General features: G+C 75.2%; 15 protein-coding genes. 7 read left to right on the top strand and 8 right to left on the bottom strand.

Features of this window, described 5'->3' with window-relative positions; all coding sequences use genetic code 11:
* Nucleotide 1 precedes the first annotated feature (1 nt).
* The 4 genes from HPC71_RS16680 (at nucleotide 2) to HPC71_RS16665 (ending at nucleotide 3883) form a co-directional block, all read left to right on the top strand.
* Nucleotides 2–925 (top strand): putative selenate ABC transporter substrate-binding protein, encoded by a 924-nt coding sequence (locus tag HPC71_RS16680; protein WP_171896947.1) that lies wholly within the window; start codon nucleotides 2–4, stop codon nucleotides 923–925.
* Entirely contained in the window at nucleotides 922–1680 is a 759-nt protein-coding gene (locus HPC71_RS16675) for a phosphonate ABC transporter ATP-binding protein (RefSeq protein ID WP_216656442.1), read from the top strand. Before HPC71_RS16680 ends, HPC71_RS16675 begins: the two co-directional genes overlap by 4 nt.
* The gene (locus HPC71_RS16670; protein ID WP_154614697.1) at nucleotides 1677–3314 is read left to right on the top strand and encodes a PhnE/PtxC family ABC transporter permease; all 1638 of its coding nucleotides are present in this window, start codon (nucleotides 1677–1679) and stop codon (nucleotides 3312–3314) included. The genes HPC71_RS16675 and HPC71_RS16670 overlap by 4 nt, the downstream gene beginning before the upstream one ends.
* A gap of 74 nt (nucleotides 3315–3388) precedes the next feature.
* The gene (locus HPC71_RS16665; RefSeq protein ID WP_154614698.1) at nucleotides 3389–3883 is read left to right on the top strand and encodes a hypothetical protein; all 495 of its coding nucleotides are present in this window, start codon (nucleotides 3389–3391) and stop codon (nucleotides 3881–3883) included.
* 32 nt (nucleotides 3884–3915) lie between these two features.
* On the opposite strand, the gene HPC71_RS16660 is transcribed toward HPC71_RS16665, so the two are convergent.
* Nucleotides 3916–4371 (bottom strand): MaoC family dehydratase, encoded by a 456-nt coding sequence (locus tag HPC71_RS16660; RefSeq protein WP_154614699.1) that lies wholly within the window; start codon nucleotides 4369–4371, stop codon nucleotides 3916–3918.
* A 68-nt stretch (nucleotides 4372–4439) separates the two neighbouring features.
* On the opposite strand from HPC71_RS16660, the gene HPC71_RS16655 reads away from it, so the two are divergent.
* Together HPC71_RS16655 and HPC71_RS16650 are read left to right on the top strand one after the other, a co-directional pair.
* Complete coding sequence (locus tag HPC71_RS16655; protein ID WP_154614700.1) at nucleotides 4440–5549, top strand: adenosine deaminase; 1110 nt, start codon at nucleotides 4440–4442, stop codon at nucleotides 5547–5549.
* Between the two features lie 206 nt (nucleotides 5550–5755).
* Nucleotides 5756–6688, top strand: a complete 933-nt coding sequence (locus HPC71_RS16650; protein ID WP_154614701.1) for a DUF559 domain-containing protein — start codon at nucleotides 5756–5758, stop codon at nucleotides 6686–6688.
* Nucleotides 6689–6740: 52 nt separating this feature from the next.
* Here the strand turns inward: HPC71_RS16650 and HPC71_RS16645 are convergent, their stop codons facing one another.
* The 4 genes from HPC71_RS16645 to deoC all read right to left on the bottom strand — a co-directional run bounded on the left by HPC71_RS16645 (nucleotide 6741) and on the right by deoC (nucleotide 9184).
* Complete coding sequence (locus HPC71_RS16645; RefSeq protein ID WP_154614702.1) at nucleotides 6741–7253, bottom strand: hypothetical protein; 513 nt, start codon at nucleotides 7251–7253, stop codon at nucleotides 6741–6743.
* Nucleotides 7250–7852, bottom strand: coding sequence for an ATP-binding protein (locus HPC71_RS16640; RefSeq protein ID WP_171896946.1), 603 nt, complete (start codon nucleotides 7850–7852; stop codon nucleotides 7250–7252). The genes HPC71_RS16645 and HPC71_RS16640 overlap by 4 nt, the downstream gene beginning before the upstream one ends.
* Nucleotides 7853–7885: 33 nt before the next feature.
* Nucleotides 7886–8281 carry a Rieske (2Fe-2S) protein gene (locus HPC71_RS16635; protein WP_154614704.1) on the bottom strand — a complete coding sequence of 132 codons (396 nt, stop codon included), beginning with the start codon at nucleotides 8279–8281 and terminating at the stop codon, nucleotides 7886–7888.
* A 219-nt stretch (nucleotides 8282–8500) separates the two neighbouring features.
* Nucleotides 8501–9184, bottom strand: a complete 684-nt coding sequence (gene deoC / locus HPC71_RS16630) for a deoxyribose-phosphate aldolase (RefSeq protein WP_154614705.1) — start codon at nucleotides 9182–9184, stop codon at nucleotides 8501–8503.
* A 76-nt stretch (nucleotides 9185–9260) separates the two neighbouring features.
* Between deoC and HPC71_RS16625 the strand changes: the two genes are divergently transcribed.
* Nucleotides 9261–9887 (top strand): hypothetical protein, encoded by a 627-nt coding sequence (locus HPC71_RS16625; protein ID WP_154614706.1) that lies wholly within the window; start codon nucleotides 9261–9263, stop codon nucleotides 9885–9887.
* A gap of 10 nt (nucleotides 9888–9897) precedes the next feature.
* On the opposite strand, the gene HPC71_RS16620 is transcribed toward HPC71_RS16625, so the two are convergent.
* From HPC71_RS16620 to HPC71_RS16610, 3 genes are read right to left on the bottom strand one after another with little or no spacing between them, the layout of a single operon-like run.
* Entirely contained in the window at nucleotides 9898–10323 is a 426-nt protein-coding gene (locus HPC71_RS16620) for a BLUF domain-containing protein (protein WP_154614707.1), read from the bottom strand.
* A 4-nt stretch (nucleotides 10324–10327) separates the two neighbouring features.
* Entirely contained in the window at nucleotides 10328–11983 is a 1656-nt protein-coding gene (locus tag HPC71_RS16615; RefSeq protein WP_171896945.1) for a phospho-sugar mutase, read from the bottom strand.
* A gap of 43 nt (nucleotides 11984–12026) precedes the next feature.
* Nucleotides 12027–13031, bottom strand: a complete 1005-nt coding sequence (locus HPC71_RS16610) for an aldo/keto reductase (protein WP_154614708.1) — start codon at nucleotides 13029–13031, stop codon at nucleotides 12027–12029.
* Between the last annotated feature and the right edge of the window lie 42 nt (nucleotides 13032–13073).

Here is a 13073-nt window from a genome sequence, read left to right as displayed (position 1 = left end):
CGTGCCCCGTGCGAACGCCCGTCCCCGTCTGCTGGTCGTCGCCTCGCTCCTGGGGGCCGCCGTGCTGGCCGGGTGCGGGAGCAGCGGGGCCGACGGCGGCTCGGAGCGGCCGACGTTGCGGATCAGCGCGATCCCCGACCAGGACCCGGCCGAGCTGGAGGCGCGGGAGGGGGCGCTGGCGGCGTACCTCTCCGACGCTCTGGACGTCGAGGTCGAGTACGTCCCCGTCACCGACTACGCCGCGTCGGTCAGCCTCTTCCGCGCCGGTGACCTGGACGCGGTCTTCTACGGCGGGCTGACCGGGGCGCAGGCGCGCCAGCAGACGCCGGGGGCCGCGCTGCTCGCCCAGCGCGACATCGACGCGGACTTCCGAAGCGTCTTCATCGCCAACGCCGAGGCCGGGGTCGAGCCGGTCGACGACGTCGCCGGGCTGACGGCGCTGGAGGGCACCCGGTTCACCTTCGGCAGCGAGTCCTCGACGTCGGGGCGGCTGATGCCGGAGTACTTCCTGGCCGAGGCCGGTGTCGACAGCGCGGAGGACTTCGCCGGCCGGCCGGGCTTCTCCGGCTCCCACGACGTCACCATCGACCTGGTCGAGGCCGGCTCCTACGAGGCGGGCGTGCTCAACGTCCAGGTGTGGGAGGCCCGTCAGGAGGCCGGCACCGTGGACCTGGACAAGGTCGTGGAGGTCTTCACGACCCCGAGCTACAGCGACTACCACTGGCTGGGCGGGCCGGGGCTCGACGAGCGCTTCGGGTCCGGCTTCACCGAGGACCTGCGCGCGGCGCTGCTGGACCTCGACGGGTCGACGGCCGAGGAGGAGCAGGTGCTGGCGCTGTACGGCGCGGGCGGGCTCGTGCCGGTCGCCGAGGAGGACTACGAGCAGGTCGAGGAGATCGGTCGGCGGCTCGGCCTGCTCTCGTGACCCCTCGTGCGACCGTCGTGGCGCTGCGCGGCGTGGACGTCTCCTACGACGGGCGGCCCGCGCTGCGCGGCGTCGACCTGGTGGTGCGCGAGGGGGAGCGGGTCGCCCTGGTCGGCCCCAGCGGCGCGGGCAAGAGCACGCTGCTGCGGTTGTGCACCGCCGCGGTGCGCCAGGACGCCGGCGAGGTGGAGGTGCTCGGCAGGCCGCTGGCGCGGCTGGGGGCCGGTGGGCTGGCCGCCGTACGCCGCCGGGTCGGCACCGTGCACCAGCGCCTGCACCTGGTCGGGCGGCTGCGGGTGGTGCACAACGTCAACGCCGGCCACCTCGGCCGGTGGTCCACCGCGCGGGCGCTGGCCTCGCTGGTGCGGCCGCGGGAGGTGGAGACCGCGCGGGCGGCGCTGGAGCAGACCGGGATCGGCGACAAGCTCTTCGCCCGGACCGACGAGCTCTCCGGCGGGGAGCAGCAGCGGGTCGCGGTGGCGCGGGTGCTGGTCCAGCGCCCGGACCTGGTGCTCGCCGACGAGCCCGTCGCCAGCCTGGACCCCGCCCGCGCGGACGAGGTGCTCGCCCTGCTGTGCGAGACCGTCGCCACCCCGCGACGCGCGCTGCTGGTGAGCCTGCACGACTTCGACCTGGCCGTGCGCCGCTGTGACCGGGTCGTCGGGCTCCGCGAGGGGCGCGTCGTCTTCGACCGGCCGGCGTCGGACGTCGACGAGGAGATGCGCGCCGCGTTGTACGACACCGCGCCGCGATGAGCCAGCTCTCGTCGGTCGCCTCGCTCGACGCGACCGGCCCCGCAGAGCTGCGGCCGGCCCGCCGGCGGTGGTGGCCCGGGACCGGCCGCACCTGGCTGGTCGTGTGGTGCGTGCTCCTCGGCTGGTCGCTGTGGTCGTTCCTGGCCGAGGCGCCCCGCGTGGTGAACGCCGCCGGGTTGCCGGCTTTCGGGGAGTTCTGGGCCGCCGCGCTGCGACCGGACCTGTCGGCCGCCGCCCTGCGCACCACGCTGGACGCCGCGGCCACGACGATGGCGTTCGCGCTGCTCGGCACGCTGCTGTCGGTCGTGCTGGGCGTGGTGCTGGCGCCGCTGCTGAGCCAGACCCTGTGGTCACCCGCGTCGGGGTCGCGGGTCGCCCGGGTGCTGCGGGTGGCGGGGCTGCTGCTGGCCCGGGCGACGGTCGCGCTGCCGCGCGGCGTCCACGAGGCGGTCTGGGCCCTGCTGCTGCTCAGCGTGCTCGGGCGGGACCCGCTGGTCGGCGTCCTGGCGATCGCGGTGCCGTTCGGGGCGATCACGGCGAAGGTGTTCGCCGAGCTGATCGACGAGGCCGACCGGGCGCCGTACGACGCCCTCCGCGAGGCGGGCGCGGGCCGCGCCGCCGCGCTCGCCTACGGCCTGCTGCCGACGCTGCTGCCGCGCGCCACGTCGTACGCCTTCTACCGCTTGGAGTGCTCGGTCCGCTCGGCCGTCGTGCTCGGGATGATCGGGGCCGGCGGGCTGGGGCTGCAGCTGTCCCTGGCGTTCCAGGGCTCCCAGCACGAGCGGATGTGGACGTCGATCTACGCGCTCGTCCTGCTCGGCGCGGGCATCGACCGGTGGGGCGCGCACCTGCGGCGCGGGGGCTCCCGGCGGCGCTGGGCGGTCTCGGGCGTCGTGCTCCTGGCCGGCGTCGTGGCGTCGGTGCGGCACCTCGATCCCGACCTGGGGCGGTGGTTCTCCGAGCACACCGCCGACCTGCTGGCCCGGCTGGTCGACGACCTGGTGCCGCCCGCCCTGCCCGCCGGCGGGTGGTCCGAGCTGCTGGCCGCCGCGGTGGAGACCGTGCAGATGTCGGTCGTCGCGATCACGATCGCCACGCTCGCCGGCGTGCTCGTCGCCCTGGTGGCCGCGCGGGGCGCCACCAGCGCACCGCGCCGGGTCGCCGCCTGGGTCGCCCGCCAGCTGCTCCTGGTCACCCGCGCCGTGCCGCCGCCGGTGTGGGCGCTGCTCGTCCTGTTCGTCATGCTCCCCGGCCCCCTGCCCGGCGCCGTCGCCCTCGGGGTCTACACCTTCGGCATCCTCGGCCGGCTCTTCGCCGAGGTGCTCGAGGAGCTCGATCCCGGTCCCCGCGACGCGCTCACCGGGCTCGGCGCGACGCCGGTGGCCGCCTTCGCCTACGCCTCCCTGCCCGCGGCCGCCGGCCAGCTCATCGCCTACAGCCTCTACCGCTGGGAGGTCACCGCCCGGGAGACCGTCATCGTCGGGATCGTCGGCGCCGGCGGCCTGGGCCGGCTGCTGGAGCAGCAGCGGGCAGCGTTCGACTTCCCGGCGATGACGACGACCGTGCTGGCGCTCGTCGCCGTGTGCCTGGTCGTCGACCTGGTGAGTCTCGCCGTGCGGTCGAGCACGCGATGACGGTGGCCACCGACGCGGCGTCGAGCCGTGGTCGTCCGCTCGCCGGGCGCTCAGCGATCGTGCAGGATGGTCGGATGCGCCAGGAGGACCACCCTGACCACCACGGGCCCCACGACGGCCCGGAGAACGACGTGCCGGACCTGATCTGGCAGCGGGCGGTGGATGCGTGGGTGTCCGGGCCGGGGTCGGGGCCGGGTGACGTCGCGCTGGCCGACGTGCTCTCCGTCCACGGGCCGGTGATGAATGGCGGCCTGCTGCACGCGGTCACCGACGCGTGCAGCGCCGAGGAGGTCGACGCCGCCGAGCGCGGCTTCCGCTGGCTCGGTCTCGACGGCGCGGCCGAGGCCCTCGCCGAGACCCGTCGCGCGGCGCGGGCGGCCGGCGCCGACCCGGCCGCGCTCGAGGTGCAGGCGGACGCGGCGTACCACCGGGCGGTGCCCGACGACGCCGCGCTCGAGCAGGCGCTGCGGGCGCGGTACGCCGCCTCGCCGGAGTCCTTCGCGCCGGTCGACGAGGAGGCGCCGGGACGAAGCAGGCGCCTGCGCCGCCTCTTCCGCCGCAGGGGCTGACCGGCGGACCGGGCGGCTGGCCGGGCTCGGGCTCAGTCGGCGAGCAGCAGGACGACCGTCTCGGCGACGCAGGCGGGCTTGGCCTCGCCCTCGATCTCGACGGTGTACCTGATGACGGCCTGCTTGCCGGCGGGGATGTCGGTGACCTCGCCGAAGGCGACGTGGCCGCGGATCCGCTTGCCGACGAGCAGGGGGTGGGGGAAGCGGACCTTGTTGACGCCGTAGTTGAGCTTCGCGCCGGGGGTCTCCAGGGAGAAGACCTGGCTGCCGAGCCACGGGACGAGGGAGAGGGTGAGGTAGCCGTGGGCGATGGTGCCGCCGAAGGGGCCGTTCTTCGAGCGCTCGACGTCGACGTGGATCCACTGGTGGTCGCCGGTGGCCTCGGCGAACAGGTTCACCCGGTCCTGGTCGATCTCCACCCAGTCGGTCGTGCCGATGTCGGTGCCGGCCGCCGCGGCGACCTCCTCGAAGCTGGAGAACGTACGCATGGTGGCTCCTCGGTGAAGGTCGGGAAGACGATGTGGCCGTGCGCGGCCCGGGTGCTTGGATGGGCCGCATGCAAGATAGTGCCCCCACCCCGCTGACCGAGGAGCAGGTGCGCCGGGCGCCGAAGGTCCTCCTGCACGACCACCTCGACGGCGGCCTGCGGCCGCAGACCATCGTCGAGCTCGCGGCCGAGTGCGGCCACGAGCTGCCCGTCGACGGCGGCGCCGAGGAGCTCGGCCGCTGGTTCGCCGAGTCGGCCGACTCCGGCTCCCTGGAGCGCTACCTGGAGACCTTCGACCACACCGTCGGCGTCATGCAGACCGCCTCCGCGCTCACCCGCGTGGCGCGGGAGTGCGTGGAGGACCTGGCGGCGGACGGCGTGGTGTACGCCGAGATCCGCTACGCCCCCGAGCAGCACGTCGAGGGCGGGCTGAGCCTCGACGAGGTCGTCGCCGCGGTGGAGCAGGGCTTCGAGGAGGGCTGCGCCGCCGCCGGCGACCGGATCGTCGTACGTCAGCTGCTCACCGCGATGCGGCACCAGGCGCGCTCGATGGAGATCGCCGAGCTCGCCGTCGCCTGGCGCGACCGCGGCGTCGCCGGCTTCGACATCGCCGGCGCGGAGGCCGGCTACCCGCCCACCCGCCACCTCGACGCCTTCGAGTACCTCCAGCGCGAGAACTCCCACTTCACCATCCACGCCGGCGAGGCCTTCGGGCTCCCGTCGATCTGGCAGGCCATCCAGTGGTGCGGCGCCGACCGGCTCGGCCACGGCGTGCGGATCATCGACGACATCACGGTCGCCGAGGACGGCACGATCGAGCTCGGCCGCCTCGCCGCCTACGTCCGCGACAAGCGGATCCCGCTGGAGATGTGCCCCTCCTCCAACCTCCAGACCGGCGCGGCCGCGTCGATGGCCGAGCACCCGATCGGGCTGCTCAAGCAGCTGCGCTTCCGGGTCACGATCAACACCGACAACCGGCTGATGAGCGGCACCTCCATGACCCAGGAGATGGCGCTGCTCGCCGAGACGTTCGGCTACGGCCTGCGCGACCTGGAGTGGTTCACCCTCAACGCGATGAAGTCGGCCTTCCTGCCCTTCGACCAGCGCCTCGAGCTGATCTCCTCGGTGATCAAGCCGGGGTACGCCGCGCTCGCCGGCGGCGTCGACCCCCTGGGCTGATGTCCGGGGCGTCCGGGGGCGTCCGGGGCGGACGTCATGCGGACGGAGCACCCGCTTGCTCCGTCCGCATGACGTCCTGAGCCGGGGCGCGGCGGTCGGGTCACCTCCGGCCCACCCGACATCCACCGGGGCCGGGTCTGCAGCGTCGTCCCCAGGCCGTCGGCGGCCCGCCCCTCGCCGTCGGGGCGGTCGGTGAGCGTGACCGCATGCCCGCCGTCCCGCCCCGCGACCTGCCCGCCCTCGTCGCCGCCCGCCGCCTCGCGGCGGGTCAGGGCGGTGTCGTGTCGCGTCGTCAGCTCTACGCCGCCGGGGTCACCCGGTGGCAGGTGCGCGGGCAGGTCCGCTCGGGCCGTTGGCAGCTCGTCGGCGACCAGTCGGTGTGCCTGCACAACACCGCGCTCGGCGACGAGGGCCACCGATGGGCCGCCGTCTTCCAGGGCGGCCCGCGGGCCTGCCTGGACGGTGCGTCCGCCCTGGTCGCGGGCGGGCTGCAGCGCTACGACGTGGACCGGGTCCGCGTCTCGGTCCCGCGGGGTGCGCGGGTGCGGCGCAGTCGCCGCTACGACATCCGCCAGACCCGGCGGTGGGACGCCGCAGACGTCGTGGGGACCGGCGTGCCCCGCACGAGGCCCGCGGTCGCGGCGGTCCGCGCGGCGCTGTGGGCCGCGACCGACCGGCAGGCGGCGTACGTCCTGACGCTGACGGTGCAGCAGGGCCTGGCCACGGCCCCGCAGGTCGGCGTCGAGGCGCTGCGGGTGCGGCGGGACCGGCGCCGGGTGCTCGTCCAGCAGGTGGTGCACGAGCTCCTTGAGGGCGCCCGCACCCTCGACGAGGCGGCGATCGTCCGGGAGCTGGTGCGCCGCGGGCTGCCGGCGCCCGCGCGGCAGGTGGTGCGGCGGGGGCGCAACGGCCGGTACGTGCTCGACCTGTACTGGCCCGAGCACGGCCTGGTCGTCGAGGTCGACGGGATCCAGCACGCCTGGGTCGACCACGTCGTCGGCGACGCCGTCCGGCACAACGACCTGGTCCTCGCCGGTGACCGCGTCCTGCGGGTGCCGATGCTCGGGCTGCGACTCGAGCCGGACACGTTCTACGGCCAGATCGGGGAGGCGCTCGGCGTGGGACGTCATGCGGAGTGAGCACCCGCTTGCTCCGTCCGCATGACGTCCTGAGCGGGCTGCGAGCGGGGGCTCAGCCGCGGGCGGGCACGACGGCGAACCACGGCCGGTCCCAGCCGGCCACCCGGAGCCGGCGGGCCTCGAAGGCCCGCCGGGTGACGGCGACGGGGCCGCCGACCGCGGGGTCGTAGAGCCGCAGCCGCTCCTCGTCGACGGCCAGCACGAGGACGACGTGGCGCGGCAGCCACCGGTTGCCGACGTAGAGCGCGACCGGGCCGGGTGCGTCGTGAAGGGTCGACCAGCGGGCGGGGCGGACCCGGTGGGGCACGCCGGTGACGAGCGCGAGCTCGCGGGCGACCGCCCACGGCGGGGTGCCGATCGCGCGCGGCCACGGCAGCTGCGCGCGGCCGTCGCGCGAGCGCGGACCGGTGACCCGCCGGTGCAGCGCGAGCACCTCGGCGGGGAAGGCCCGGGCGGCTCGCGCGGCGTACTCCTCCTCGGCGAGCATCCGCGCCACGACCAGCACCGAGGCCCCGCACGAGAGCGGGTCGGGCTGGCGCAGCGTGGCGCCCCAGGGGAGGCTCACGGCCCGGCGACCAGCCGGTCGACGTCGGCGCACGCCTCGTCCGGGGTGACCGGGGTGCAGCCCTTGGCGACCGCCCCGGCGATCACCTCGCGCTGGGCGCGCATGAGCGCCAGCCCGCGGCGCACCAGCACCAGCGGGGGCTTGCGGCGCTCGCGCAGGTCGCGCTGGAGGCGCAGCCAGAAGGTGCGGAGGGACGAGCGGCGGATGCAGTACGCCGCCGCGAGGATGCCCGCCTCGCGGGCGGGCTGCACGACGTCGGGGGCGAAGATCCCCTCGGCGACGAAGAACCGTGACCCGTCGAGGTCGAGGGTCTGCCAGCCGCAGCGGCCGTCCTGGGCGATGTCGTAGATCGGCACCTCGGCGCGGCCGTGCTCGCACAGCTCGCGCATGGTGCTCATCGCGTCCTCGGGCAACCAGGAGTCGGGATGGTCCCAGTCGACGAGGCCGGCGTTGGCGCCGTGGGTGATCCGGGGAAGCGTCGGATCGCCGCCGGACTTGTAGAAGTCGTCGAGCCGCAGCACCGGCAGCCCCATCCGAGCCGCGAGCCGGGACTTGCCCGATCCCGAGGGACCGGCGAGGACGATGACCCGGGCGCGCACCGGATCATTCTGCCGGTCGGTCCCCGGCAGCTCTCAGTCGACCTCGACCCGGTCGTCCACGACGCGTGCGCGGCCCGTCCGCAGCTTGAGCACCTTCGCGTACGCCGCCACGAACTGGCGGTAGCCGCGTGCCGGGCCGTGGTAGCCGAGGAAGCCCCGCGGGCCGTCGACCATGGCGCCGGTGCTCACGTCGTACCGGCTCTGGTGCCAGGGGCAGACCAGGCAGCCGTCCTCGTCGACGTGGCCCTTGCTCAGGTCGGCCAGCTGGTGGCGGCACCGGCGCGAGACCGCGAACGGCTCGCCGGTCCGCGCGGTCGGGTCCGCGGCGTCGGTGGTCCGCCGCAGGCCGACCACCCACTGCCCGACGAGGCGGACCTTGCCGCCGGCGAGCTCGGCCAGCGGGACGCTGCTGCGTGTGTCGTCGCTCATGCCGCGCCAGTACCCACCCCGCCCGACCCACCCCGCCACCCCGCCCGCCGAGTCGGCACTTCTGGCGGGCCGAGTGCTCACTTGTGGCGGGCCGAGTGGTCACATCCAGCCGGTCGAGTCGGCACTTCTGGCGCGCGAAGTGCCGACTCGGTGGGACACAAGTGCCGACTCGCCGGGTCAGAAGTGCCGACTCGGCGGCGGCGGGTGGGGGTGGTGGGGTCAGTAGCCGCCGGAGGCCGGCTGGTCGCCCGAGCCGAGGAGGGCGCGGCTGCCGGAGACGCCGAGGCGGGTGGCGCCGGCGGCGAGCATGGTGCGGGCCTGCTCGAGGGTGCGGACGCCACCGGAGGCCTTGACCTGGAGGTCGGGGACGGTCTGGGCCATCAGGCGTACGGCGTGCTCGGTGGCGCCGCCGGAGGGGTGGAAGCCGGTGGAGGTCTTGACGAAGTCGGCGCCGGCGGCGGCGGCCGCGCGGCACGCGCCGACGATCTCCTCGTCGGTGAGCGCGGCGGACTCGATGATGACCTTGAGCACGGTCGGCGCGGGCGCGGCCGCCCGGACGGCGGCGATGTCGGCCTCGACGGCGTCGAAGCGGCCCTCCTTCGCGGCGCCGATGTCGATGACCATGTCGATCTCGTCGGCGCCGTGGGCGACCGACTCGGCGGCCTCGGCGGCCTTGACCGCGGAGGTGTGCTTGCCGCTGGGGAAGCCGCAGACGACGGCGACCTTCAGGTCGCTGCCCTCGGGCACGGTGACGGGCAGCATCGAGGGGGAGACGCAGACCGAGTACGTCCCGAGCTCGACGGCCTCGGCCACCAGCGCCTCGACGTCGGCGTGGGTGGCCTCCGGCTTGAGCAGCGTGTGGTCGATCGCCTGGGCGACCTGGGTGAGGGAGGGTTCGCTCATCGCGTCAGCATAGGCTCGATGGCGGGCCCGGCCGGACGGCGGGCGGAGGCACGAGCGAGGTCAGGAGGAGCACGCGGTGGTCGAGGCAGGACCCGAGGCAGGACCGGAGAAGGCGACGGAGCCCGTCGAGCGCTTCCGGCCGACCAGCGGGCGGGTGACCGGCGTGCTCGCGCTCGTCGCCGCCGCCGGCATCGTCGTGCTCGGCTTCGTCGACGGCTTCCCCGCCCCGGTCGTCGCGGGCGCCGTCGTCGTCGGCGTGCTCGCCTGGGCCTCGATGCTCAAGCCGCGGGTGCTCGTCGTCGGGCGCCGGCTCGTGCTGCGCAACATGCTGGAGACCGTCTCGATCCCGCTCGCGGCGGTCGAGGAGCTCGCGGTCCGGCAGGTGCTGGCGGTGCGGGTGGGGGAGAAGCGCTACGTCTCGACCGCGGTCGGCCGCAGCTGGCGCAACACGCTGAAGTCCAGCAAGCGCCCGACCGCCGGCGAGGAGGACGCTCCCACCCCCCGCAAGGAGCCGGCGTACGCCGACGTGGTCGAGGACCGGATCCGGCAGCTGGCCGACGACGACCGGGCCCAGCGCGGGATCGCCCGCTACTCACCCGAGGCCGAGGCGCTCGGCGCCGAGGTACGGCGTACCCCTGCCTGGCTCGAGATCGGCCTGCTGGCCGCCGCCGTCCTCGCCTTCGTGGTCACGCTGCTGGTCTGAGCCGGAGAGCTCAGCGCATCGACTCGCGGAACGTCCGCAGCAGCGACCCGACCACCTCGGCGTGGCCGTCCTCGCCGGTGGTGGGGTCGTCGTGGCCGCGCAGGAAGTCGGTGAAGCCGTCCTCGCGGTCCAGGTCGACGCCGCTGACGTCGCGGAAGCCCATCGACCAGTCGGGGAACGCCCGCTGCTCGACCTGCTCGCGCAGCAGCACGATCACGCCGCGGTGCCGCGGGTCGCGCTCGATCGCGGCGAAGGTCCGCTCGACCTGCTCGGCGGGCCCCTCGAGCACCTGGATGATGTTGCCGCCGCGGTAGAGCAGCACCCCGGTGATGCCGCGGTCGTGGTTGCGCGGGCGGAAGTCCTCCAGCGCGCCGACGAGGTCCTCGGCGCCGGCGAGCGCGACGGCGGAGCTGACGTAGGTCAGGGAGAGCAGCACGACGTCAGATCCCCGCGGCGGACTTGATGCCCGAGCGCAGCGCGTCGAGGCGGCCGGCGGCGTGGATCCGGGCGGCGTCGACGCCGTCCTCGGGGTCGACCGGGACGACGACCTCGAGGTAGCACTTGAGCTTCGGCTCGGTGCCGCTGGGCCGTACGACGACGCGCGCGCCGCCCGCGAGGTGGTAGCGCAGCCCCTCGGTCGGCGGCAGGTCCGCGGAGCCGGTGCTCAGGTCGTCGACCCGCTCCACGGCGAACCCGCCGAGCTCGGCGGGCGGGGTCGCCCGCAGCCGCTGCATCGCGGCGCCGATCTCGGCGAGGTCGGTGACCCGCACGGAGAGCTGGTCGGTGGCGTGCAGCCCGTGCTCGAGGGCGATGTCGTCGAGGAGGTCGACCAGCCCGCGGCCCTCGGCCTTCGCGCGGGCGGCCAGCTCGCACAGCAGCAGCAGCGCGGAGACGCCGTCCTTGTCCCGGACGTGCTCGGGGTCGACGCAGTAGCCGAGCGCCTCCTCATAGCCGAAGGCGAGCCCCTCGACCCGGCCGATCCACTTGAAGCCGGTCAACGTCTCGGCGTACGGCTGGCCCGCCGCGCGAGCCATGGTGCCGAGCAGGGAGGAGGAGACGATCGAGGTGGCGTACGTGCCCTGCTTGCCGGCGCTCAGCAGCGCGTGCGCGAGCAGCGCTCCGACCTCGTCGCCACGCAGCATCCGCCAGCCGTGCGGGCCGGGGACGGCCGCGGCGCACCGGTCGGCGTCGGGGTCGTTGGCGACGACGAGGTCCGCCCCGTGCTGCTCGGCGAGGGCCATCGCGAGATCCATCGCGCCGGGCTCCTCGGGGTTGGGGAACGCGACGGTCGGGAAGTCGGGGTCGGGCTGCTCCTGCTGCTCCACGACCCGCGGCAGGGAGAACCCGGCCGACTCCAGCACCTGCAGCACCGAGGCGCCGCCGACGCCGTGCAGCGGGGTGTAGACGAGGTTCAGGTCGCGCGGCCCGTCGGCGGCCAGGCCGGCGACGGTGTCGAGGTAGCGGTCGATGATCCCCTCGTCGAGCACCGCGCCGCCGGTGCCGCGGGGCACGTCGGCGACCGGGCCGACGGCGGCGATCCGGGCGGCGATCTCGGCGTCGGCCGGGGGCACGATCTGGCTGCCGTCGCCGAGGTAGACCTTGTAGCCGTTGTCCTGCGGCGGGTTGTGGCTCGCGGTCACCATCACCCCGGCCGCGCAGCCGAGCTCGCGGATCGCGAAGGCCAGCAGCGGGGTCGGCAGCGGGCGGGGGAGCACGTGCGCGGCGATCCCGGCGCCGGTCATCACCTCCGCGGTGTCGCGGGCGTAGACGTCGCTGTCGTGCCGCGCGTCGTACCCGATGACGACCGGGCCGGTCGCGCCGGTGTCGCGGAGGTACGCCGCCAGGCCGGCCGCCGCGCGGGTGACGACGACCCGGTTCATCCGGTTCGGCCCGGCGCCGATCGCCCCGCGCAGGCCGGCCGTGCCGAACTCCAGCGTCCCGGCGAACCGGTCGGCCAGGTCGGCGGTCGCCGCCGCGTCGCCCGCCTCGACGAGCGCGACGACCGCCTCGAGCTCCTCGCGGGTCCGCGGGTCCGGGTCGTCGGCGGTCCAGGCGCGGGCGGCGTCGAGCAGGGCGGGCACGTCGTGGTTCGTCACCGGGCCACCCTACGAGGAACGGCCGGGGCTGCCGGGTGCGCGGTCAGGCGTCGATGGAGGACATGTCGCCGTACCGGTCGCCGACCACCGAGCCCCGCGGCACGGCCGCGTCGAGCCGGCGCAGGTCCTCGGTGTCGAGCGGCACGGCCAGCGCGCCGACGTTCTCCTCCAGGTAGGCGACCCGCTTGGTCCCCGGGATCGGCGCGACGTCGTCGCCCTGCGCCATGACCCAGGCGAGCGCGAGCTGGCCGGGGGTGCAGCCCTTCTCCTCGGCGATCTCGCGGACCCGGTCGACCAGCCGGAGGTTGGCGCGCAGGCCCTCGCCGTTGAGGCGGGGGAAGTACGCCGAGCGCCGCGAGTCGTCCTCGGCCAGCGAGGACTCGTCGGTGATGGCGCCGGTGAGGATGCCGCGGCCGAGCGGGGAGTAGGGCACCAGGCCGATCCCGAGCTCGCGGAGCGTCGGGAGGACGTCGTCCTCGAGGTCGCGGGTGAACAGGGAGTACTCCGACTGCAGCGCGGTGATCGGGTGGACCGCGTGCGCGCGGCGGATCGTCGCCGCGGAGGCCTCGGACAGGCCGAGGTGGGCGACCTTGCCGGCCTCGACGAGCTCGGCCATCGCGCCGACGGTCTCCTCGATCGGGACGGCCTTGTCGACGCGGTGCTGGTAGTAGAGGTCGATGTGGTCGACGCCGAGCCGGGAGAGCGAGGCGTCGCAGGCGGCCCGGACGTACTCGGGGCGGCCGTTGATGCCGACGCGGGTGCCGTCGGGGAGCCGCTCGTTGCCGAACTTCGTCGCCAGCTGGACCTCCTCGCGGCGGTCCTTGATCGCGGCGCCGACCAGCTGCTCGTTGGTGAACGGGCCGTACATGTCCGCGGTGTCGAGGAACGAGACGCCCAGGTCGAGGGCGCGGTGGATCGTCGCGGTCGCGGCCTGCTCGTCGGCGGTGCCGTAGAACTCCGACATCCCCATGCAGCCCAGGCCGAGCGCGGAGACGGTCAGGGGCGAGGCGGTGCCGAGGGTGCGCTGCTGGGTCACGGGTGTGGTCATGGCCCCAGCAAACGCCCTCGCGCCAAGGAGCGCCAGGCCCGG

Origin of the sequence: Nocardioides marmotae (assembly GCF_013177455.1) — a bacterium.
Lineage (GTDB): Bacteria > Actinomycetota > Actinomycetes > Propionibacteriales > Nocardioidaceae > Nocardioides > Nocardioides marmotae.
The sequence above is the reverse complement of the archived record's forward strand: the minus strand, read 5'-3'. Positions and strand labels throughout refer to the sequence as shown.

Excerpts from the sequence above, each read along its gene's own strand:
- HPC71_RS16670 (WP_154614697.1), top strand. The coding sequence starts at position 1,677 with ATGAGCCAGCTCTCGTCGGTCGCCTCGCTCGACGCGACCGGCCCCGCA.
- HPC71_RS16665 (WP_154614698.1), top strand. The coding sequence starts at position 3,389 with ATGCGCCAGGAGGACCACCCTGACCACCACGGGCCCCACGACGGCCCG.
- HPC71_RS16660 (WP_154614699.1), bottom strand. The coding sequence starts at position 4,371 with ATGCGTACGTTCTCCAGCTTCGAGGAGGTCGCCGCGGCGGCCGGCACC.
- HPC71_RS16655 (WP_154614700.1), top strand. The coding sequence starts at position 4,440 with ATGCAAGATAGTGCCCCCACCCCGCTGACCGAGGAGCAGGTGCGCCGG.
- HPC71_RS16650 (WP_154614701.1), top strand. The coding sequence starts at position 5,756 with ATGCCCGCCGTCCCGCCCCGCGACCTGCCCGCCCTCGTCGCCGCCCGC.
- HPC71_RS16635 (WP_154614704.1), bottom strand. The coding sequence starts at position 8,281 with ATGAGCGACGACACACGCAGCAGCGTCCCGCTGGCCGAGCTCGCCGGC.
- deoC (WP_154614705.1), bottom strand. The coding sequence starts at position 9,184 with ATGAGCGAACCCTCCCTCACCCAGGTCGCCCAGGCGATCGACCACACG.
- HPC71_RS16610 (WP_154614708.1), bottom strand. The coding sequence starts at position 13,031 with ATGACCACACCCGTGACCCAGCAGCGCACCCTCGGCACCGCCTCGCCC.